The sequence below is a fragment of the Enterobacter sp. WI-ESBL-E8 genome, assembly GCF_053364895.1.
The window spans coordinates 1,303,598-1,323,479 of sequence record NZ_JBRWXJ010000001.1 but is presented as its reverse complement, the minus strand read 5'-3'; the positions used below and the strand labels follow the sequence as shown (position 1 = coordinate 1,323,479).

Annotated in this window: 20 protein-coding genes; 11 read left to right on the top strand and 9 right to left on the bottom strand. The window is 57.8% G+C overall.

Features of this window, described 5'->3' with window-relative positions; genetic code table 11:
- The first annotated feature begins 615 nt into the window (after positions 1-615).
- The 3 genes from citR to ACWHWP_RS06240 all read left to right on the top strand — a co-directional run bounded on the left by citR (position 616) and on the right by ACWHWP_RS06240 (position 3,524).
- Positions 616-1,515, top strand: coding sequence for a DNA-binding transcriptional repressor CitR (gene citR, locus ACWHWP_RS06250; protein WP_059310807.1), 900 nt, complete (start codon positions 616-618; stop codon positions 1,513-1,515).
- A gap of 174 nt (positions 1,516-1,689) precedes the next feature.
- The gene (locus tag ACWHWP_RS06245; RefSeq protein ID WP_059310806.1) at positions 1,690-2,913 is read left to right on the top strand and encodes a phosphoadenosine phosphosulfate reductase; all 1,224 of its coding nucleotides are present in this window, start codon (positions 1,690-1,692) and stop codon (positions 2,911-2,913) included.
- A complete protein-coding gene (locus ACWHWP_RS06240; RefSeq protein WP_059310805.1) occupies positions 2,886-3,524 on the top strand; it encodes an IbrB-like domain-containing protein in 639 nt (212 codons plus the stop codon). The genes ACWHWP_RS06245 and ACWHWP_RS06240 overlap by 28 nt, the downstream gene beginning before the upstream one ends.
- Here ACWHWP_RS06240 and ACWHWP_RS06235 read toward each other — a convergent pair whose 3' ends face one another.
- Complete coding sequence (locus tag ACWHWP_RS06235; protein ID WP_059310804.1) at positions 3,525-4,685, bottom strand: pyridoxal phosphate-dependent aminotransferase; 1,161 nt, start codon at positions 4,683-4,685, stop codon at positions 3,525-3,527.
- Between the two features lie 123 nt (positions 4,686-4,808).
- Here ACWHWP_RS06235 and ACWHWP_RS06230 point away from each other — a divergent pair, with 123 nt between their 5' ends.
- From ACWHWP_RS06230 to ACWHWP_RS06220, 3 genes are read left to right on the top strand one after another with little or no spacing between them, the layout of a single operon-like run.
- A complete protein-coding gene (locus tag ACWHWP_RS06230; protein WP_059310803.1) occupies positions 4,809-5,423 on the top strand; it encodes a methylthioribulose 1-phosphate dehydratase in 615 nt (204 codons plus the stop codon).
- Positions 5,420-6,109 carry an acireductone synthase gene (gene mtnC / locus ACWHWP_RS06225; protein ID WP_063429922.1) on the top strand — a complete coding sequence of 230 codons (690 nt, stop codon included), beginning with the start codon at positions 5,420-5,422 and terminating at the stop codon, positions 6,107-6,109. The genes ACWHWP_RS06230 and mtnC overlap by 4 nt, the downstream gene beginning before the upstream one ends.
- Entirely contained in the window at positions 6,106-6,648 is a 543-nt protein-coding gene (locus ACWHWP_RS06220) for a 1,2-dihydroxy-3-keto-5-methylthiopentene dioxygenase (RefSeq protein ID WP_063429920.1), read from the top strand. Before mtnC ends, ACWHWP_RS06220 begins: the two co-directional genes overlap by 4 nt.
- A 59-nt stretch (positions 6,649-6,707) precedes the next feature.
- Here the strand turns inward: ACWHWP_RS06220 and ACWHWP_RS06215 are convergent, their stop codons facing one another.
- Positions 6,708-7,178, bottom strand: coding sequence for an SRPBCC family protein (locus ACWHWP_RS06215; protein ID WP_063429918.1), 471 nt, complete (start codon positions 7,176-7,178; stop codon positions 6,708-6,710).
- Between the two features lie 42 nt (positions 7,179-7,220).
- Positions 7,221-8,237 carry an S-methyl-5-thioribose-1-phosphate isomerase gene (gene mtnA, locus ACWHWP_RS06210; protein ID WP_063955497.1) on the bottom strand — a complete coding sequence of 339 codons (1,017 nt, stop codon included), beginning with the start codon at positions 8,235-8,237 and terminating at the stop codon, positions 7,221-7,223.
- A gap of 103 nt (positions 8,238-8,340) precedes the next feature.
- Here mtnA and mtnK point away from each other — a divergent pair, with 103 nt between their 5' ends.
- Complete coding sequence (gene mtnK / locus ACWHWP_RS06205; protein ID WP_447855262.1) at positions 8,341-9,540, top strand: S-methyl-5-thioribose kinase; 1,200 nt, start codon at positions 8,341-8,343, stop codon at positions 9,538-9,540.
- 90 nt (positions 9,541-9,630) lie between these two features.
- Here the strand turns inward: mtnK and ACWHWP_RS06200 are convergent, their stop codons facing one another.
- The 4 genes from ACWHWP_RS06200 to ACWHWP_RS06185 form a co-directional block, all read right to left on the bottom strand.
- Positions 9,631-10,872 carry an LVIVD repeat-containing protein gene (locus ACWHWP_RS06200; RefSeq protein WP_447855261.1) on the bottom strand — a complete coding sequence of 414 codons (1,242 nt, stop codon included), beginning with the start codon at positions 10,870-10,872 and terminating at the stop codon, positions 9,631-9,633.
- An 83-nt stretch (positions 10,873-10,955) separates the two neighbouring features.
- Positions 10,956-12,020, bottom strand: a complete 1,065-nt coding sequence (locus ACWHWP_RS06195) for a sugar ABC transporter substrate-binding protein (protein ID WP_447855260.1) — start codon at positions 12,018-12,020, stop codon at positions 10,956-10,958.
- Between the two features lie 19 nt (positions 12,021-12,039).
- Positions 12,040-13,035 carry an ABC transporter permease gene (locus tag ACWHWP_RS06190; protein ID WP_447855259.1) on the bottom strand — a complete coding sequence of 332 codons (996 nt, stop codon included), beginning with the start codon at positions 13,033-13,035 and terminating at the stop codon, positions 12,040-12,042.
- On the bottom strand, positions 13,032-14,534 hold the full coding sequence (locus tag ACWHWP_RS06185) for a sugar ABC transporter ATP-binding protein (RefSeq protein ID WP_447855258.1): 1,503 nt from the start codon (positions 14,532-14,534) through the stop codon (positions 13,032-13,034). The genes ACWHWP_RS06190 and ACWHWP_RS06185 overlap by 4 nt, the downstream gene beginning before the upstream one ends.
- A gap of 159 nt (positions 14,535-14,693) precedes the next feature.
- Between ACWHWP_RS06185 and ACWHWP_RS06180 the strand changes: the two genes are divergently transcribed.
- From ACWHWP_RS06180 to ACWHWP_RS06165, 4 genes are all read left to right on the top strand, one after another.
- Entirely contained in the window at positions 14,694-15,782 is a 1,089-nt protein-coding gene (locus ACWHWP_RS06180) for an oxidoreductase (RefSeq protein ID WP_447855257.1), read from the top strand.
- A 57-nt stretch (positions 15,783-15,839) separates the two neighbouring features.
- Entirely contained in the window at positions 15,840-16,583 is a 744-nt protein-coding gene (locus tag ACWHWP_RS06175) for an SDR family NAD(P)-dependent oxidoreductase (protein ID WP_059310793.1), read from the top strand.
- A 183-nt stretch (positions 16,584-16,766) separates the two neighbouring features.
- Positions 16,767-17,072 (top strand): type II toxin-antitoxin system RelE family toxin, encoded by a 306-nt coding sequence (locus ACWHWP_RS06170; protein WP_447855256.1) that lies wholly within the window; start codon positions 16,767-16,769, stop codon positions 17,070-17,072.
- Entirely contained in the window at positions 17,044-17,448 is a 405-nt protein-coding gene (locus ACWHWP_RS06165; protein WP_447855255.1) for a helix-turn-helix domain-containing protein, read from the top strand. The genes ACWHWP_RS06170 and ACWHWP_RS06165 overlap by 29 nt, the downstream gene beginning before the upstream one ends.
- Here the strand turns inward: ACWHWP_RS06165 and ACWHWP_RS06160 are convergent.
- Both ACWHWP_RS06160 and cstA read right to left on the bottom strand, forming a co-directional pair.
- Positions 17,445-17,642: a YbdD/YjiX family protein gene (locus ACWHWP_RS06160; protein ID WP_063955485.1), complete on the bottom strand. Its 198-nt coding sequence runs from the start codon at positions 17,640-17,642 to the stop codon at positions 17,445-17,447. The genes ACWHWP_RS06165 and ACWHWP_RS06160 overlap by 4 nt on opposite strands.
- Positions 17,643-17,700: 58 nt before the next feature.
- A complete protein-coding gene (cstA, locus tag ACWHWP_RS06155) occupies positions 17,701-19,806 on the bottom strand; it encodes a pyruvate/proton symporter CstA (RefSeq protein ID WP_447855254.1) in 2,106 nt (701 codons plus the stop codon).
- Positions 19,807-19,882: the final 76 nt, after the last annotated feature.

The window sequence follows — 19,882 nt, the reverse complement described above, 5'->3', positions numbered from 1 at the left end:
AGATGTAAGGTAACCAACTTTGCTCATCGGGGCTAATGCGTATGCTTTATCAAATCAATCAGCCAAACCTTACAACCTGAACAAGACAACGTGGTGAACTGAATAAACAAAAGCCCGAAAGTAAAAAGGCCGCCCTGGTGGGCGGCCCTGATACCTGAACTTTCCACAGGAACTTTCAGTGCCGATAATGCTACCGGCGTTGCGTTGCGCTCTACTTACCTTTATATCAAGGCCGTAACAGCCTCCTGATTACAACACCCGTGCCGGCGCAGGGCAATGGACGCAAGGGGCAATCTTATCTATGGCTGTGATAGGTTTTACCAAACGGTGCAGGTTGCGGAGTCGTCATCGCAACCGTAGATTAAATAAAAACGAGTGATGATTTCCTGTCGATATATAATTCACACTACTTTTATTCAATTTTATTTTCTCTTTTAAAGATAAAAATATCTTAATGATTATTGAAGTTCTATTTCATTAATCTATGTTCGTGATATATTAAGTTGGTTTTCAATAACAATTAAGTTAGTTAACTATCATGGATGGTAAATAGTTAACTTAGTTCTATAGTTATCAGTGATGTGATAACGCACCGCAGCGCACTCAGGATGAAACATGGCAAATCTTTACGACCTCAAAAAATTCGATCTCAACCTGCTGGTCATATTCGAATGTATCTACCAGCACCTGAGCATCAGTAAGGCAGCAGAAACGCTCTACATTACACCGTCGGCGGTCAGTCAATCTTTGCAGCGGCTGCGTAACCAGCTCAGCGACCCCCTCTTTATCCGTTCGGGAAAAGGCATTACCCCCACCACGGTGGGGGTCAATCTTCATCATCATCTTGAGCAAAACCTCAATCAGCTTGAGCAGACGATTAACATCATGAATGCGTCTGCGCTACAGAAGAATTTTGTCGTTTACAGCCCGCAGATCCTGACGACGGAAAATTTGCTTTCACCGCTTAAGCTATTGATGAGAAATCATAATTATCAGATAGAACTTCACGATATGCTGCTGACGGCTAATTCCGCCGAAGACCTGCTGGCGTACCGTAAAGCGGATCTTATTTTCTCTATGGCGCCGGTTAACAACCGTTCTATGATTTGTGTCCCATACGCGACCTATTCCATGCTGCTGGTATGCAGTCAGGATCATCCGCGCATGAAGGAGACGGCCACAATGGAGGAGCTGCAGGAGGAGAAATTTACGATATTCCTCAGCGATGAACCCGGCGTGAAGAACTATCAGTCTATGGCGGCAAAAGTGCACGCAGAAAAAAACATCGGTTTTCGCTGTGACTCCATATTCACCATTCTCGCCATGATCAGCGCCTCACATTTAATCGGCTATGTGCCAGAAGTCCTGTATGAAAAATACAAAGATGTGCTGAGATTAAAAAAATTAGATGCGCCTTTTACGCTTCCGCCTTTGGATGTATTTATGATCTATAACCGCTCTGCGCTTAACAGCTCGGTTTTCTCGACCTTTATTGAGCAAATTGCGGAAAAATAAAGATAAAGGGCTGTGTTTCTCTCAGCCCTGTTAGCCACGTTAAAAGATAACCCCCATTTATAGATAATAAAAACATTTTTCTTTTTCATTTACCTGCTCTTATTTTTCACTACTATTATCCTCTCTCTATTATTGACACCCATCCGGTATTTATATCCAGGGAGGAGTTTGGCTATGTCAATGTATAAGTATCCGCTTAATCAAAATGTGCTTGAGGCCGCGAAAGACCGCATTACATGGACGCTTGAGAATCTACCCAGGGTTTGTGTTTCATTTTCAGGCGGGAAGGATTCAACCATCATGCTGCATTTGACGGCCCGACAGGCCCGAAAAATGGGAAAGAAGATCCATCTGCTCTTTATCGACTGGGAAGTGCAGTTCACTTATACCATTCAGCACGTAAATAACATGATCGCGCAATACGCTGATGTCATCGAGCAATATTGGTGGGTTGCGCTACCGTTCACCACGCAAAATGGTCTTACGCAGTTTCACCCCGAATGGCAATGCTGGGAGCCAGGGAAGCAATGGGTGCGCCAGCCGCCCGCAGGCGCCATTACCAATCCTGATTACTTCGATTTCTACCAGCCTGGCATGACGTTTGAAGCCTTTGTTCGCGCGTTTTCAGAGTGGTTTGCCAAAAGCCGTCCGGCGGCCGTGATGGTCGGCATTCGCGCCGATGAATCCTACAATCGTTTTTTGACTATCGCTAACGCGCGTAAGCGCCGCTTTGCCGATGACAAGCCCTGGACCAGCGTCGCCCCGGGCGGCCACGCCTGGTACATCTATCCGCTTTACGACTGGAAAACCGCCGATATCTGGACATGGTTTGCTAAAACGGGTGGATGTTACAACCCCCTTTACGACCTGATGTTCCAGGCAGGCGTTCCACCGCGCTATATGCGCATCTGTGAGCCCTTTGGCCCGGAACAGCGTCAGGGATTATGGCTCTATCATGTTGTCGAGCCCGAACGCTGGGCGGCGATGTGCGAGCGGGTAAGTGGCGTGCACAGCGGGGGAGTTTACGCGGGCCAGGACAATCACTTTTATGGCCACCGTAAAATCCTTAAACCCGACGCGCTCAGCTGGCGCGAGTACGCCATGCTGCTGCTCGACAGCATGCCGCAGACCACGGCGGAGCATTACCGCAATAAAATCGCGATCTATTTGCACTGGTATCAGAAGAGAGGCATGGCCGATATTCCCGACACCCAGGAGGGCGATATTGGGGCAAAAGATATTCCGTCCTGGCGACGCGTGTGCAAGGTATTACTCAATAATGACTACTGGTGTCGTGCCCTTTCATTCAGTCCTAACAAACCAAAGCACTATCAACGCTACAGCGAACGGATAAAGTCAAAACGCAAGGAATGGGGGATCTTATGCAGCAACGATTGATTAAAGAAATGGCGCGCTATCTTCAGTCTCTTCCCGAAGACAAACGCATTGAAGCCATCAACGCCTTTCGCCAGGCCATCCATGAAAACAGCCCTTTTCGCGAGCAGCCCGTCGACTGCGTGCTGTGGATCAAACAGGACGAGATTACCGCTAACGATTACAACCCGAATAACGTCGCACCGCCGGAAAAACGGTTGCTCTGTAAATCGCTGGAGATGGACGGCTTCACGCAGCCCATCGTGGTCACGGAAAGCGATGCTCGGCATTATGAAATCGTCGACGGCTTTCATCGCCACGAAATTGGTTCAAACCGGGCGGTATTAAAGCGCCAGCTGAAAGGCTACCTGCCGGTCACCTGCCTGCGTAAAGCGCGGCAGAAAAAAGGCGACCGGATGGCGGCGACCATCCGCCATAACCGGGCGCGAGGTCGACACCAGATTAACGCGATGTCCGATATCGTCCGCGAGCTGGTTCAGCTTGGCTGGGATGACGAGAAAATCGGCAAGGAGCTGGGCATGGACCAGGACGAGGTTCTGCGGCTCAAGCAAATCAACGGTCTGCTGGAACTCTTTGCAGACCGTCGTTACTCCGAAGCCTGGACGGTGAAATAATCAGAGCGTGTTAAGACGCTCTGCCGCCGCCAGCAGCGTCGATTCCTGTTTCGCAAAGCAGAGGCGAATCAGCTTATGCGGGAAGGGATCGGCGCAAAAGACGGATAGCGGGATCGCCGCAACGCCCACCTCTTTGGTCAACCACTGGCAGAAGCTGACGTCATCCAGATCGGAAATGGCGCTGTAGTCTGCCAGCAGGAAGTAGGTCCCTTCCGAAGGCAAAATCTCCAGACGGCTTTGACTCAGCGCAGACACAAACAGGTCTCGTCTTTCACGGTAGAAACGCGGCAGCTCGCGATAGTGCTCAGGTTCCGCACGCAGCATGTCCGCCAGCGCCAGCTGTGCCGGCGTATTCACGGCAAAGGTCAGGTACTGGTGCACTTTGCGCAGCTCCGCGCTAATGGCGGCCGGCGCCACGCTATAGCCCACTTTCCAGCCGGTCATATGGTAAGTCTTACCGAATGACGACACGGCAATTGCGCGCTCGCGAAGCTGCGGATGGGCCAGCACGCTGGCGTGCCCTTCCTCAGCAAAGCAGATGTGCTCGTACACTTCGTCGCTCAGAACATAAATTTCACGTTCGGCGATGGCCTGCCACAGCGCGGCGAAATCGGCTTTCTGCCATACCGTAGCGGACGGATTGTGCGGCGTGTTCAGGATCACCAGACGGGTTTTATCGCTCAGCAGCGCGGCAAACGCCTGCCAGTCAGGGCGGAAATGCGGCGGCTGGAGCGCCACGCGCTTCACCACGCCGCCGGAAAGTTCGATGGCAGGCGCGTAGCTGTCGTAGCTCGGATCAAAACAAATGACCTCATCGCCCGCACGCACCAGCGCGGTGATGGCGGCATACAGCGCTTCGGTTGCCCCGGCCGTCACCGTGATGTCGGTGTTCGCATCGGGCTTATGGCCATAGAGCTCCGCCGTTTTGTCCGCAATGGCTTCCCGCAGCGCCTGCACGCCGGTCATCGGCGCATACTGATTGGCCCCTTGGGCAACGTGGTACGCCAGGCGCTCCTGCAGATATGACGGCCCGTCAAAATCCGGGAACCCCTGCGAGAGGTTAATCGCATTGTGCTGCTGCGCCAGGGCGCTCATCTGCGTAAAGATGGTCGTACCGAGATTAGGAAGTTTGCTCTGCGGAATCAATGCGTTATTGCTCATTGTGCTGTGCCTGCTTGTAATACTTGTGTTGCTGCCACTATAACACGATGTTAGTCTTTGGCAATCAAGACGCTTAGACGTCTAAACAATATGAATATTCCTGGCCGAGAGGGTAAAAGGAAAATGACAGACAACCTGCAACTCACGCATCTGGTCGACGCCTGCCGCTGGATTGGCGCCAAAGGCTGGGCTCCCGCCACCGGCGGCAACATGTCGGTGCGTCAGGACGAACGCCTATGCTGGCTCAGCGAATCCGGCAAAGACAAAGGCAGCCTGACAACGGACGATTTTCTGCAGGTCGAGATCGCCACCAACCGCGCGCCGTCTGGCCGCAGGCCCTCGGCGGAGACCGGGCTGCACACCCTTATCTATCGTCTGTTCCCGGAGGCCAACGCCGTCCTGCACGTTCACACGGTGAACGCGACGGTGTTATCGCGTCTGGTGAAAGAGGCCGAACTGAACATCAGCGGCTTCGAGATGCAAAAATCCCTCACCGGGCAGACCACGCATCAGGATACGGTGGCAATCCCGGTGTTTGATAACGACCAGGATATTGACGCCCTCGCCTCGCGAATCGCCCATTACGCGCAGGAACGGCCGCTTAATTATGGTTTTCTTCTGCGCGGTCATGGCTTAACCTGCTGGGGACGCGATGTGGCCGAAGCCCGCCGTCATCTGGAAGGACTAGAATTCCTATTTGAATGCGAAATGCGTTTACGACAACTGGAGAGAGTATGATTCGCGCCATTGTGACGGATATTGAAGGGACCACCAGCGATATCCGTTTTGTCCACGATGTTTTGTTCCCCTACGCGCGTGAGCGGCTGGCGGCGTTCGTGACCGCCCAGCAGTACGCCGAGCCGGTCAAATCCATTCTGGACAACCTGCGTGATGAAATTGACGCTCCGCACGCCAGCGTCAGCGACCTTATCACTACGCTGTTCACCTTTATGGATGAAGACCGTAAGTCGACGGCGCTGAAGGCCCTTCAGGGAATTATCTGGCAGGACGGCTACGTCAACGGCGACTTTACCGGCCACCTCTACCCGGACGTGCTGCCTGCGCTTGAAAAATGGAAAGCCCAAGGCATTGATCTCTATGTTTATTCCTCAGGCTCCGTTGCTGCGCAGAAACTGTTATTTGGCTACAGCGACGAAGGTGATATTACTCATCTGTTCAGCGGCTATTTTGATACCCACATCGGCGCCAAGCGCGAAGTGCAGTCTTATCAGAACATTGCGGCGCAAACGGGCATTGCCCCGTCGCAGATCCTGTTCCTGTCGGATATTCATCAGGAGTTGGACGCGGCTGAACAGGCAGGTTTTCGCACCCTGCAGCTGATTCGCGGTGATGATGACGGTGCAAGCCACCACCATCAGATCCACCAGTTTGACGAGATTAATCCGGAGCAGATCCCTTCATGAGCGCACTAACGATTTACTCTGATAAAGACGCCAGCAAGCATCAGTGGCACAGCACCGACGCGGACGAAATTGCCCAACAGCTCAACGCCAAAGGCGTGCGTTTTGAACGCTGGGCGGCCGATCGGGATTTAGGCCAGGATCCTGCGCCTGAGGTGGTGATCGAAGCCTATCAGCATGCGATCGATAAGCTGGTGGCGGAAAAAGGGTACCAGAGCTGGGACGTGATCAGCCTTCGCGCCGACAACCCGCAGAAAGACGCGCTGCGCGCGAAGTTCCTGAACGAGCACACTCACGGCGAAGATGAAGTACGCTTCTTTGTTGAAGGCGCCGGGCTATTCTGCCTGCACATTGGTGATGAGGTGTATCAGGTGCTGTGCGAGAAAAACGACCTGATTTCCGTGCCGGCGGGCACGCCACACTGGTTTGATATGGGTTCAGAGCCAAACTTTACCGCTATCCGTATTTTCGACAACCCCGAAGGCTGGGTGGCCCAGTTCACCGGCGATGCGATCGCGGATGCGTATCCGCGATTGGCATAATCTTTTCTCCCTCTCCCTGTGGGAGAGGGCTGGGGTGAGGGCATCAGGCCGCTCGATCTTCAACGCTTCAATCCCTTCACATACCCCACCAGCTGATCCAGTACAATGCCCCAACCTTCGTGGAAGCCCATCTGTTCATGCTGCTCGCGGATGTCCCTGGTCGGATGGCGCGCTATCGCCGTATAGCGGGTTTTCCCCTCCCCGACGTCTTCCAGCAATAAAATCGCCGTCATAAACGGCTTCTCGGCCGGTTTCCAGCCTTCGGTATAGCCGTCGGTAAAGACCAGCTTTTTGCCGGGATCGATTTCCAGGAAGACACCGCGGTTATCCATACGCTGACCGTCCACCTCAAACACGGTGTTGAACCGCCCGCCCACGCGGAGATCGAGATCGCACTCGGTCACCTTATGGGGTGCAGGAATGAAGAAATTTTTGATATGTTCCGGCGTAGTCCAGCAAAGCCACAGCAGGTCGCGCGGGGCATCCACCACGCGCTCCAGTTTTAAGTCAGTTTCAGGATCGAGCGTCACGATATTGTCCTCTTAAGGGAACCCCTTAAAGGATAGCCGGACTCAGGCGAATTTCCCGTTTGCCACCGCTTCCGGCGTGACCACACCCGTATCCAGTACCCAGCCACTAATCAGCGAGGCAGGCGTAACGTCAAAGGCCGGGTTATAGACCTGGGCGTTTTCTGGCGCCCACTGCACCGCGCCAAAGCTCCCCGCCACGCCCGTGACTTCGCTGGCGGCACGCTGCTCGATGGGGATCGCATCCCCGTTCGGGCAGGCCGGGTCGAGCGTGGTATGCGGCGCGGCGACGTAGAACGGAATACCGTGGAATTTCGCCAGCACCGCCAGCGAGTAGGTACCAATTTTATTTGCCACATCGCCGTTGGCGGCGATACGGTCTGCCCCGACCCACACCGCGTCGACCTGCCCTTTCGCCATCAGGCTGGCGGCCATGGAATCGGTGATGAGCTGATACGGCACGCCCAGCTCGCCGAGTTCCCATGCGGTAAGCCTGCCTCCCTGCAGCAGCGGACGGGTTTCATCGACCCAGACGCTGCTAACGTTACCTTCCTGATGCGCACGGGCAATGACGCCGAGCGCGGTGCCGACGCCCGCGGTTGCCAGCCCGCCGGTATTGCAGTGGGTCAGCAGGCGGCTGTCGGGTTTGACCAGCGCGCTACCGGCTTTCGCAATCGCGTCGCAGAGCTGCTTATCTTCGTCAATCAGGCGCAGCGCCTCAGCCACCAGCGCCGGCACAAACTCTTCCTGCCACAGCGCCAGCTTTATGCGGTCAAGGTTGTTCATCAGGTTCACGGCCGTGGGGCGCGACGCGCGCAGGGTATCCAGCGCCACGGTCAGCTCGTCGCGGCTTTTACCGTTTTCCGCCAGCAGCGCCAGCAGCAGGCTTGCAGAGAGACCAATCAGCGGCGCGCCGCGCACCCGCAGGGCGTGAATATGCCCCACCAGCGCCTCTACCGTAGAGGCGTCCAGCCAGCGTTTCTCCTGCGGAAGGGCCTGCTGGTCGAGAATAAAGAGCTGATTATCCGTCACCCGCAGGCTGGTCGTCTGTAATGTCTGCATGTCGTTAATTCCCTGTTGCGTTGTTGTAGCACATTGTGTCAGGATGAAATCCAGATGTATAGACGTCTACATGTCTTTATTAGCAAACCGTGAGGATCAGGCCATGTCGCAATACCGTACCTTTACCGCCCAGGACGCCGTGGAGTATGCCAGGCAGTTTGGCGGCCTTGACGATCCTTCATCGCTGGTCGAGGCGCAGGAGGTGGGCGACGGTAACCTCAATCTGGTGTTTAAAATATTCGACAGCGCGGGCGTGAGCCGCATTATCGTCAAGCAGGCGCTGCCCTATGTACGCTGCGTCGGCGAGTCCTGGCCGTTAACGCTGGATCGGGCCCGCCTGGAGGCGCAAACCCTGGTCGAGCACTACCGGCACAGCCCGCAGCACACCGTAAAAATTCACCACTTTGACCCGGAACTGGCGGTAATGGTGATGGAAGATCTCTCCAGCCACCTGATCTGGCGCGGCGAGCTGATTAAAAACAATCACTACCCGCAGGCCGCGCGCCAGCTGGGAGAATACCTCGCGCACGCGCTGTTCCACACCAGCGATTTCTACCTGCACCCGCACGAGAAAAAAGCGCAGGTGGCGAAATTCATTAATCCGGAGATGTGCGAGATCACCGAAGATCTGTTCTTTAACGATCCGTACCAGATCCACGAGCGCAACAGCTACCCGGCCGAGCTCGAAAACGATGTTGCCGCCCTGCGCGACGACGCCCAGCTGAAGATTGCCGTGGCCTCCCTGAAGCATCGCTTCTTCTCGCACGCCGAAGCGCTCCTGCACGGCGATATTCACAGCGGGTCAATTTTCGTGGCGGAAGGCAGCCTGAAGGCCATCGACGCCGAGTTCGGCTACTTCGGCCCGATTGGCTTTGACGTAGGCACCGCCATCGGCAACCTGCTGCTCAATTTCTGCGGCCTGCCGGGGCATCTGGGCATTCGCGATGCCGCTGCCGCACGCGAGCAGCGCCTGAGCGATATTCAGGAACTGTGGAATACCTTCGCGGAACGCTTCCAGGCGCTGGCAAACGAGAAAACGCGCGATGCGGCGCTGGGCGCTCCGGGCTATGCCTCCGCGTTTCTGAAAAAAGTCTGGCATGATGCCATCGGCTTCTGCGGCACCGAGCTGATTCGCCGCAGCGTGGGGCTTTCTCACGTGGCGGATATCGACACCATTACGGACGACGCCATGCGCCACGAATGCCTGCGCCACGCTATTACGCTCGGCAAGGCGCTGATTGTCATTGCCGACCGAATCGACAGCGCGGAAGAGCTGGTGGCAAGGGTGCGTCAGTACAGTTGAGTGCCGGCTTTGTGCCCGGTGGCGCTGCGCTTACCGGGCCTACGATTCGAATGTAGGCCGGGTAAGGCGTAGCCGCCACCCGGCAAAAACTCACCCCAGATACTCAATGACCGACAACCCGCCGTTATAATCCGTGCTGTAAATAATTCCCTGCGCATCCACAAACACGTCGCACGACTGAATCACCTGCGGGCGATTGGGCCGCGTGTCCATCATTCTCTCAGGCGCGGCGGGCACCAGCGCGCCGGTTTCCACAGGACGATACGGATTGGAAATGTCGTACGCGCGCACGCCTGCATTCTGGTACGTGGCAAAAATCAGCGTTGAGCTGACAAAGCTACCCGGCCGGTTCTCATGCAGGTTATGCGGCCCGAAATGCGCCCCTTTCGCCACGTAGTCGATTTCATCCGGCTGCGGGAAGGTAGAAATACTCACCGGGTTCGCCGGCTCGCGGATATCAAACAGCCAGATCAGCTTTTCGCCGTCTTCCTGGTTATCCAGCACCGCTTCGTCCAGCACCACCAGCAGGGAGCGGTCCGGCAGCGGCAGCGCGGTGTGCGTCCCGCCGCCAAACGGCGGGCTCCAGTTGCGATGGCTAATCAGCTTCGGCTGCGCGCGGTCTTTCACGTCCAGCAGCGTCAGCCCGCCGTCGCGCCAGCTCCCGTAGGCGGTATCCCCGGCGATAATCGCATGGTGCAGCGCGTAGCGTTTCCCTTCCGGCCAGTCCGGCTGCTCGCCTTCGGCCTGGTTCATGCCCGGCAGCCACCAGCGCCCCGCCACTTCGGGCTTACGCGGATCGGCCAGGTCGATGGTCAGGAAGATGTAGTCGGTAAAACCGTCGATCAGCGCCGAGACGTACGCCCAGCGCCCGCCGACGTACCATATGCGGTGAATACCAATGCCGCTCAGCGACAGAAAGCCGATTTCGCGCGGCTTATCCGGCGTGGAGATATCAAACACCCGCAAGCCCGCGCTCCAGCCTTTGCCCTGCACGTCGCTGACGGTCTCCCCTACCTGGCGGGTGTAGTAGACCTTCTCGTCGGCAAAGCGGGCATCGGCAAAAAGATCCCGGGCGTTGATTACCAGCAGCAGGTCGTCATGCGCCTGCAGGTGCACGTTCCAGGTGCCGGGCGGCGCGGGCACGTAGCCCGCCGCTTTCGGATTCTTCGGGTCTCGCACGTCGACAATCGAAAAGCCCTGCGACACCATATGGCCGATATAGGCAAAACCGCGATGCACCATCAGCTGCACGCCGTCCGGACGACCGCCCTGGTCGCTATGGCCAATCAGCTGCATATTGCGGCTGTATTCGGGGGTGGGTAACTGAGACACCTTATACTCCTTTCGCCGGGTGGCGGCTGCGCCTTACCCGGCCTACCAAACCGTAGGCCCGGTAAGCGCAGCGCCACCGGGCATTATTTTGACCTGGCTTCCAGCGTCGCAAACCACGGGGCGATAAAATCTTCCGTCTGGCCCCAGCCCGGAATGATTTTCCCCAGCGACGCTACGTTCACCGCGCCCGGCTGGGCGGTCAGCAGCGCCTGCGGGATCGCGGCCGCTTTGAAGTCATAGGTTGCCGGCGTGGCTTCCCCGGCAATCTTGTTCGCCACCAGACGCACGTTGGTCGCCCCAATCAGCTTCGGATCCACCGCCACGCTCACCTTCCACGGGCTGCCCGGCTCGCGCATCAGCTGCAGATCCTGGTTGGAGATGTCAATGCTGTAGAGTTTGATCTCGGTGCGGCCGTTCTCTTTCAGCGCCTTATAGGCCCCCTGGCTGAAGGCATCCCAGGTGCCCCAGATGGCGTCAATTTTGCCTTTCGGGTATTTCGCCAGGATCGCGCCCACCTTGTTGGCGGTATCGCCCTGCACGTCAGACGATACCGCGCCGATAGACTCCAGCTCTTTGATGTCCGGATACTGCTTTTGCAGCTCTTTATACGCGGTCTGACGACGCTCCATTGGCGGGAAGCCGGCCACCCACAGCTTGACGATATTGGCTTTGCCGTTGAAATCTTTCGCCAGCTGGCCGAAAGAGAGGTTGGTCAGGGAGGCATCGTCCTGCTGGGTCACGGTCACGCCCGGGATCTCACCGTTAACGGCGGTATCAAATACCGCGACTTTTATCCCGGCATCCACCGCTTTCTTCACCAGCGCGGTGGAGTACGGATCGCGCCCCTGGGAGAGAATAATCCCGTCATATTTCTGGCTGATCGCCTGGTTCACGAAGTCCTGGAATTTGGCATCGTCCCCGTTGCTTAAAAAGGTGCTGACCTTAAAGCCGAGCTTCTTCCCTTCCTGAATTGCCCCGGCAATAAACTGCGTGGTGTTGTCGTCTGAGCCAAGGTTGCGGATCACCGCAATGCGGATCGGGCCGTCATGGTTCGCAATGGCGGCCGGAAGCGGCGCGGGCGTAGCCGCGAAGCCTGGCAGAGCCGTGAGCAACCCAAGTGCCACCAAAGAGAGTGCAATCTTTTTCATTTTTTATCCCGTTGTGTTGTCAGCGTTTTTGTATGTAGGTAATCGCCAGCGCTACCGCGAGCACCAGCCCTTTTATAATGTCCATGGCGTAATACGGGACGGAGAGCATCACCAGCCCGTTCGACAGCACGCCAAGAATGACCGCCCCGACAAGCGTCCCCAGCGCGTTAGGCTTGCCGGAACCGGCCAGTGAGAAGCCGATCCACGCCGCCGCCACCGCGTCCATCAGGTATCCGCCGCCCGCATTCACCTGCGACGAACCAATGCGCGACGCCAGCAAAATCCCGCCCAGGCCCGCCAGCAGAGAGGCAATCACGTAGGCCGCCACCTTGTAGCGCGTGGTCCGAATGCCGGAGAGGCGGGCGGCTTCCGGGTTGCCGCCAATGGCGTACATCCGACGACCGTGGGTCGTCAGCGATAGCCCAAGCTGGGCCAGAATCGTCACCACCAGCATGATGATGACGATGGTTGGCACCTGCCCCAGCAGGCTGAACGCCGCCGGAATAGTGCCTTCCGCCATGTCGCCGCTCGGCAGCACCATGTTTTCGGTAATCGACCCGCCGTAGCTGTAGGTCATCGCCACGCCCTGGATCACAAACAGGCTGGCAAGCGTCGCGAGCATGTCGGGAATACGCAGGATGACGATCAGAAAAGCGTTAAACAGCCCCACCAGCGTGCAGAGCGCGAGGGTGATCAGAATCGACTCGGTGGTGCCGAAGCCGTGCCAGACGAAAAGCGAGATCACCAGCGCGTTCGCCAGCGACGCCGTTGACCCCACGGAGAGATCGAACCCGCCGATGGTCAGGGAAATCGACACGCCAATCGATATCACCGTCACGATGGCAATCGAGCGCAGGATATTGATGATGTTGTTCGGGTCGAGGAAGTTGTCCGACGCCAGGCCAAAAACGGCCACCAGCGCGACGACGGTCAGCAACATGCCCCACTTGTAGAGAAAATCAAAAATCTGCTGACGGCCAGACGCCGCCGCGTTCACTGAAAGGGCCTTGCTCACGGCGCCGTTCCTCCGGTTGAATAATAAAGTAGTGTCTCTTCACGGGCCTCGGCCCCGGCGATTTCCGCCACGATGCGCCCGTCCCACAGCACGCAGATGCGGTCGCACAGCCCCACCAGCTCGGCAAATTCGCCGGAGGCGTAAATGACCCCTTTGCCCTCGCGCGCCAGGCCGTCAATCAGCTGGAACAGATCGGTTTTGGCCTTCACGTCCACGCCCTTGGTCGGCTCGTCGAATATCAGCACGCTGGCGTCATTGCGCAGCCATTTGCCGATGGCGACCTTCTGCTGGTTCCCCCCGGACAGACGGCGCAGCACCTGCCCCGGCCCGCGCGCCCGAACGCCAACGCGGGCTATTACCTCTTCCGCCCAGCGCCACGCCTGACGATGGCCGAACAGGCTCCAGCGCGAAAAGCTGTTATCGGCGCATACGGCAAGGTTCATGCTCACCGGCTCATCGATAAAGATCCCCTCTTTGCGCCGCTCCTCCGGCACCAGCGCCAGCCCGCGCAGCACGGAATCCGCCGGGTCACGCGGTTTCCAGGGCTGATGATTCAGCTCACCGCGCGCCACGCGGCTTCTGCTGGCGCCAAACAGCGCCTTGCAGAGCTCGGTTTTACCCGCGCCCGCCAGCCCGGCGATGCCGAGAATTTCACCTTTGCGCAGGTGCAGGGAAATATCTTTCAGCAGCGCGTCGTCGTACAGGCCCTCCACGCGCAGCAGCGTTTCGCCGCCGTGCGGCGGTCGTGCGGGCGGATAGATATCGCTCAGCACGTGGCCGAGCATCTTCTCGACGATGGCTTCGCCGCTGAGGTCCGCCATCGGGCCGGACTCAATCAGCTTGCCGTCGCGCAGCACCGTCAGGGTGTCGCAGATGGCCTTCAGCTCGTGAATGCGATGCGAGATAAACACCACCCCGATGCCCTGCTGCTTCAAGCGCCTTACCACGGCAAACAGGCGCTCACTCTCGTGCGCATCCAGCGGCGCGGTGGGTTCATCAAGAATCAAAAAACGGCAGTGGTGGGACAAGGCGCGTGCCAGCAAAATCTGCTGCTTTTCGGCCAGCGAACAGCTGTCGATGGAACGGCGTACGTCCAGAGAAACGTCCAACTGCGCCAGCGCCTGTCTCGCCTGCTGGCGAACGGTGCGCCAGTTGAAGCGGTGCCCCGGCTGCGCCAGCTGGTCGAGCATGATGTTCTCGGCGATGCTCAACCCCGGGATCAGCGCTACGTCCACCTCCTGCTGTACGAGGTGGATCCCCAGCCGTTTCGCGTCCAGCGGTTCGCGGATCGTCACCGGCTGGTTGTTAATGCTGATCTCACCCTCATAGTGGTTGTGCGTGCCGCACAGCACCGCCATCAGCGTTGATTTCCCCGCGCCGTTGGCACCGGTTAGCGCATGTACGGAGCCGCCGGTTAAGGTGAAATTCACGCGCGACAGCGCCTGAAAGCCGGAAAAGGCCAGGCTGATACCGCGCATCTCAAGGCGACTGGAAACCATCCGCGTAAATCCTTCATTACTCTTCTGATTTATCGAATTTTTCACAGCTCCGGTTGACTGACAACGACGGAAAAGGCATAAGATAAAGCGAAATATTATTAGCCATCCGGATGTCCAGACATAACATCGGGTTAGCGCTTCCAAAAAAAGGACACCTCCATGAGCAACACCGATATCCGCGTCGTCCCCGGCCCGGCGAACTATTTCTCCCATCCCGGAAGCCTTGCGCATCTGCATGACTTCTTTACCCCGGAACAGCTTTCCCGCGCGGTGTGGATTTACGGCGAGCGCGCTATCGAAGGCGCGCGCCCTTTCCTGCCGGAGAGCTTTAACGCGCCGGGCGCAAAGCACCTGCTGTTTAAGGGCCACTGCAGCGAGCGCGACGTCACTCACCTGGTGAACGAAGCCGGCAGCGGTGCGAGCGTGGTCATTGGCGTTGGCGGCGGCGCGGTGATGGATACGGTGAAAGCCGTGGCGCGTCGTTTAGGCGTGCCGTTCGTGGGTATCCCTACCGTCGCTGCCACCTGTGCGGCGTGGACGCCGCTCTCCGTCTGGTATAACGATGCCGGTCAGGCGCTGCAGTTTGAGATCTTCGACGACGCTAACTTCCTGGTGCTGGTGGAGCCGCAAATCATCCTCAACGCGCCGGCGGAGTATCTGCTGGCGGGGATTGGCGATACGCTGGCGAAGTGGTACGAAGCGGTGGTGCTCGCGCCGCAGCCTGAAAACCTGCCGCTGACCGTGCGTCTGGGCATCAACGGCGCGCTGGCGATCCGCGACGTGCTGCTGGAGCACAGCGAGGAAGCGCTGGCTGACCAGCAGCGCGGCGAACAAACCCAGGCGTTCAGGGACGTGGTGGATGCCATTATTGCCGGCGGCGGGATGGTCGGCGGGCTGGGCGAACGCTATACGCGCGTGGCGGCGGCGCATGCGGTGCATAACGGCTTAACCGTGCTGCCGCAGACGGAAAAATACCTCCACGGTACCAAGGTGGCCTACGGCATTCTGGTGCAAAGCGCCCTGCTCGGCCAGGACGACGTGCTGGGCCAGCTGGTCTCGGCGTATCGGCGTTTTAACCTGCCGACCACGCTTCGCGCGCTGGAGGTCGATATCCATAACCGCGATGAACTGGATAAGGTCATTGCCCACACCCTGCGCCCGGTCGAGTCGATTCATTATCTGCCGGTGACGTTAACGCCTGACGTTCTGCGCGCGGCGTTTGAGAAGGTAGAATACTTCAGCCGTTAACCGCCCCGACCGTCTATACCTAATGATGATTCTCACCACTCTCGCAACGAGGTCATCATGCAGATCGATTTAACAGGTAAGAAGGCGCTGGTTACCGGCGCCAGCCGCGGGTTGGGTCGCGCTATCGCGCTGTCGCTGGCGCGCGCCGGTGCCGACGTGGTTATTACGTATGAAAAATCTGCCGACAAAGCCCAGGCGGTTGCCGATGAAATTAAGGCGCTTGGGCGGCACGGTGAAGCGGTGCAGGCCGACAGCGCCAGCGCGCAGGCCATTCAGGATGCCGTCACCCATGCGGCGCGCTCCCTCGGCGGGCTGGACATTCTGGTCAACAACGCCGGGATCGCGCGCGGCGGCCCGCTGGAGTCCATGACGCTGGCGGACATTGACGCCCTTATCAACGTCAATATTCGTGGGGTGGTCATCGCCATTCAGGAAGCGCTGGTGCATATGTCCGACGGCGGGCGCATTATCAACATCGGCAGCTGTCTGGCTAACCGCGTGGCGCAGCCCGGCATTGCCGTCTACTCAATGACGAAGTCTGCCCTTAACTCCCTCACCCGTGGCCTGGCGCGCGATTTAGGTCCGCGCGGCATCACCGTTAACCTTGTTCACCCTGGACCGACAAACAGCGATATGAACCCGGAGGACGGGGAGCAGGCGGAAGCACAGCGCCAGATGATTGCCATCGGTCATTACGGCCAGCCAGAAGACGTTGCGGCGGCGGTGACGTTCCTGGCAAGCCCGGCCGCCGGGCAGATCTCCGGTACGGGGCTGGATGTAGACGGCGGGTTGAACGCCTGATCGCAGATATTATGCAAGCCTCTGTCGTTCGGCAGAGGCCTTTTCGAGCCGCTTCGACGGTTTGCGTTTTGCCCCTTTTTTCCGCTGTTTGTCGAGTCTACAGTCCCCCATAAGAAATTCGGAATTTATCTAATAGTCTTATTATTTCCTTATATTTTGTGTGGGCGTACAGTGGAGGTACGGATGAAGATTGTCTGGTCCAATGGTGCAAAGAAGGCGTTTTCAAAGATTGACGAGCGGTATCAGCGACGCATTGAGGTAAAGCTTGCCGAGCTGGATGACCGTTCAGCTCCCCGGCCCGATATCAAAAAAATATCGGCGACAGAAGATCATTTCCGGCTACGCGTTGGCGATTACCGCATCATCTATACGCTTCGGGGCGATCCCGATAACCACTGTTATGTTTTGGCCGTCAAGCGCAGAACTTCAACGACTTACCTGCATGAGGAGAGTGCCAACTATGGCTGTACAGCTAATCAAGGACGATAACGGGAAAACGCAGTACGTCGTTATTCCCTATCACGAATATTTTCGTATGCACTTACAGATGGCAGAAATTGACGACGAAACCGATGACGATCTGGAGGATATTGAGGTCGAACACGATAGTCTGGATGACGTGGAATTGCCCGGAGAAGTGTGCAGCATCATGACCTGGCAGAACGTCAGCCTGCAGGCCGCATGGCGCATCCTGCGCGGCATGTCCCAGCAGGAGGTGGCGGAGAAACTCGGCATCAGCCAGTCCGCCGTGTCACAGCTGGAAGCGCTGGACTCCCGTCCGCAAAAGCGCACCCGCGAAAAACTCGCTGCCATTTACGGCTGTAAGCAGGAGCAGATCAGCCTCTATTTACCGAAAGAGGGTTAACAGCACTTCGCCCCGCCCTTGCCGCCGTAGCGCGCGTCCTGGCGATCGCGGAAAAACTCTTCGTACGTCATTGGCGCCTGGTCCGGATGGTTAACCCGCATATGCTCGACGTAGTTGTCGTAGTCCGGCACGCCAATCATCATTTTGGCGGCCTGGCCCAGGTACTTACCTGCTTTGGAAAGGGTGTCGAACATAATTCTGGTCTCACAGAAATGTAGGCCGGGTAAGCGCTAGCGCCACCCGGCACACAGGTTAATGCGCCCCTTTGGCCTGGGTGACAATCTCTTCCAGGTTTTCAGGCATTGGCTCGTAAGGCGTCTCTTTTGCCGTTGGCTTGTCAACTTTCAACGCCGCCAGCGCGGTTTTGAGAGAATACAACGCCAGCACCACGACCACCACCATAAAGAAGATGGTCAGCCCGGCGTCCAGACGGTTGTTAAACACCAGCTGCGACAGCTGTGATTCCGTATACTGCGCCGGGATCTTGCCGCTGTCGATCATCGCCTGGAACTTGTTGGCAATCGCCAGGAAGCCCACCTTGTTGTCCGGGCTGAAGGCTTTCTGCCAGCCCGCGGTCAGGGTACAAATCAGCAGCCACGCCGTTGGCAGCAACGCCACCCATGCATAACGCTGGCGCTTCATCTTGAACAGCACCACCGCGCAGAGCATCAGCGCCATGCCTGCCAGCATCTGGTTGGCGATACCGAACAGCGGCCACAGGGTGTTAATCCCACCCAGCGGATCCACCACGCCCTGATGCAGGAAATAGCCCCACGCCAGCACGCACAGCGCCGTTGCCAGTAGGTTAGCCGGGAGCGAATCGGTACGCTTCAGGTTCGGGGAGATCACGCCCAGCAGATCCTGCAGCATAAAGCGCGCCGCGCGGGTGCCCGCATCCACCGCCGTCAGGATAAACAGCGCTTCAAACAGAATGGCGAAGTGATACCAGAACGACACGTCCATCAGCCCGCCCAGCGCGCCATGGAGAATGTAGGCCATGCCTACCGCAAGCGTCGGCGCCCCGCCCGCGCGGGATATGATCGACTGCTCGCCCACCTCATTCGCAATGCTGGTTAACGTGTCTGGCGTAATCGCAAAGCCCCATCCACTCACGACCTGCGCGGCAGACGCGACGACGTCAGCGGTGCCGGCAGGTGCCAGCACCGCCATCGGGCTGTTCATCGCGAAGTAGACGCCCGGGTCGATGATGCAGGCGGAGACCAGCGCCATGATGGCAACGAAAGACTCCATCAGCATGCCGCCGTAGCCAATCAGGCAGGCCTGATTTTCATTCGCCAGCATCTTCGGCGTGGTGCCCGAGGCAATCAGCGCGTGGAAGCCCGACACCGCACCGCAGGCGATGGTGATAAACAGGAACGGGAACAGGTTGCCGGTCCAGACCGGGCCGGTGCCGTCGATGAATTTGGTCAGCGCAGGCATGGTCAGGGTCGGACGCATAATCAGAATGCCGATCGCCAGCCCGACGATGGTGCCGATTTTCAGGAAGGTGGAGAGGTAGTCGCGCGGAGCCAGCAGGAGCCACACCGGCAGCACCGCCGCCACAAAGCCGTAGCCCACCAGCATCCAGGTCAGCTGTACGCCGGTAAAGTCAAAGAACGGTGCCCAGGTCGGGCTTTCCGCTACCCAGCCGCCGGAGATAATGGCGAACACGAGAAACACCAGGCCAATCACCGACACTTCACCAATGCGGCCCGGACGCAGATAGCGGATGTAGATCCCCATAAACAGCGCCAGCGGAATGGTGAAGGCAACGGTGTACGTCCCCCACGGGCTGTGGGTCAGCGCTTTCACCACGATCATTGCCAGCACCGCGAGGATGATCACCATGATCATAAAGGTCGCCACCAGCGCAATCACCCCGGCCGTTGCCCCCATCTCCTCTTTCACCAGCTCGCCCAGCGAACGCCCGTCGCGGCGGGTGGAGACGAACAGCACCATAAAGTCCTGCACCGCGCCCGCCAGCACCACGCCGGCGAGGATCCAGATCATCCCCGGCAGGTAGCCCATCTGCGCCGCCAGCACCGGCCCCACCAGCGGGCCAGCGCCGGCAATCGCCGCAAAGTGGTGACCGAACAGCACTTTTTTGTCGGTCGGAACGTAGTCCAGCCCGTCGTTATGACGGACCGCGGGCGTCATGCGCGTCGCGTCAACGCCTAAGACGTTCTTCGCGATATAGCGGCCATAAAAACGATACGCGATCAGATAAATGCAGACGGAGGCGACAACGATCCACAGCGCGTTGATCTGCTCCCCCCGGTTGAGGGCGATATAGCCCAGGGCAAAGGCTCCCACAACGGAGAGCCCTGCCCATGTAAGGTATTTCCCTGAGTTGTTCATCGTGGTTATCCGTTGTTGTGAAACAGTGAGATGTTACATTTTGTTTCTAGAACAACGGATAAAATTTAACAACTTT

What these genes read in the sequence shown, in the direction of transcription:
- citR (WP_059310807.1), top strand. Translation starts at nt 616, where the DNA reads ATGGCAAATCTTTACGACCTCAAAAAATTCGATCTCAACCTGCTGGTC.
- ACWHWP_RS06160 (WP_063955485.1), bottom strand. Translation starts at nt 17,642, where the DNA reads ATGTTCGACACCCTTTCCAAAGCAGGTAAGTACCTGGGCCAGGCCGCC.
- ACWHWP_RS06170 (WP_447855256.1), top strand. Translation starts at nt 16,767, where the DNA reads ATGAAGATTGTCTGGTCCAATGGTGCAAAGAAGGCGTTTTCAAAGATT.
- ACWHWP_RS06175 (WP_059310793.1), top strand. Translation starts at nt 15,840, where the DNA reads ATGCAGATCGATTTAACAGGTAAGAAGGCGCTGGTTACCGGCGCCAGC.
- ACWHWP_RS06240 (WP_059310805.1), top strand. Translation starts at nt 2,886, where the DNA reads ATGGGGGATCTTATGCAGCAACGATTGATTAAAGAAATGGCGCGCTAT.
- mtnC (WP_063429922.1), top strand. Translation starts at nt 5,420, where the DNA reads ATGATTCGCGCCATTGTGACGGATATTGAAGGGACCACCAGCGATATC.
- cstA (WP_447855254.1), bottom strand. Translation starts at nt 19,806, where the DNA reads ATGAACAACTCAGGGAAATACCTTACATGGGCAGGGCTCTCCGTTGTG.
- ACWHWP_RS06230 (WP_059310803.1), top strand. Translation starts at nt 4,809, where the DNA reads ATGACAGACAACCTGCAACTCACGCATCTGGTCGACGCCTGCCGCTGG.
- ACWHWP_RS06235 (WP_059310804.1), bottom strand. Translation starts at nt 4,685, where the DNA reads ATGAGCAATAACGCATTGATTCCGCAGAGCAAACTTCCTAATCTCGGT.
- ACWHWP_RS06220 (WP_063429920.1), top strand. Translation starts at nt 6,106, where the DNA reads ATGAGCGCACTAACGATTTACTCTGATAAAGACGCCAGCAAGCATCAG.
- ACWHWP_RS06180 (WP_447855257.1), top strand. Translation starts at nt 14,694, where the DNA reads ATGAGCAACACCGATATCCGCGTCGTCCCCGGCCCGGCGAACTATTTC.
- mtnA (WP_063955497.1), bottom strand. Translation starts at nt 8,237, where the DNA reads ATGCAGACATTACAGACGACCAGCCTGCGGGTGACGGATAATCAGCTC.
- ACWHWP_RS06165 (WP_447855255.1), top strand. Translation starts at nt 17,044, where the DNA reads ATGGCTGTACAGCTAATCAAGGACGATAACGGGAAAACGCAGTACGTC.
- ACWHWP_RS06245 (WP_059310806.1), top strand. Translation starts at nt 1,690, where the DNA reads ATGTCAATGTATAAGTATCCGCTTAATCAAAATGTGCTTGAGGCCGCG.
- mtnK (WP_447855262.1), top strand. Translation starts at nt 8,341, where the DNA reads ATGTCGCAATACCGTACCTTTACCGCCCAGGACGCCGTGGAGTATGCC.
- ACWHWP_RS06185 (WP_447855258.1), bottom strand. Translation starts at nt 14,534, where the DNA reads ATGGTTTCCAGTCGCCTTGAGATGCGCGGTATCAGCCTGGCCTTTTCC.
- ACWHWP_RS06195 (WP_447855260.1), bottom strand. Translation starts at nt 12,020, where the DNA reads ATGAAAAAGATTGCACTCTCTTTGGTGGCACTTGGGTTGCTCACGGCT.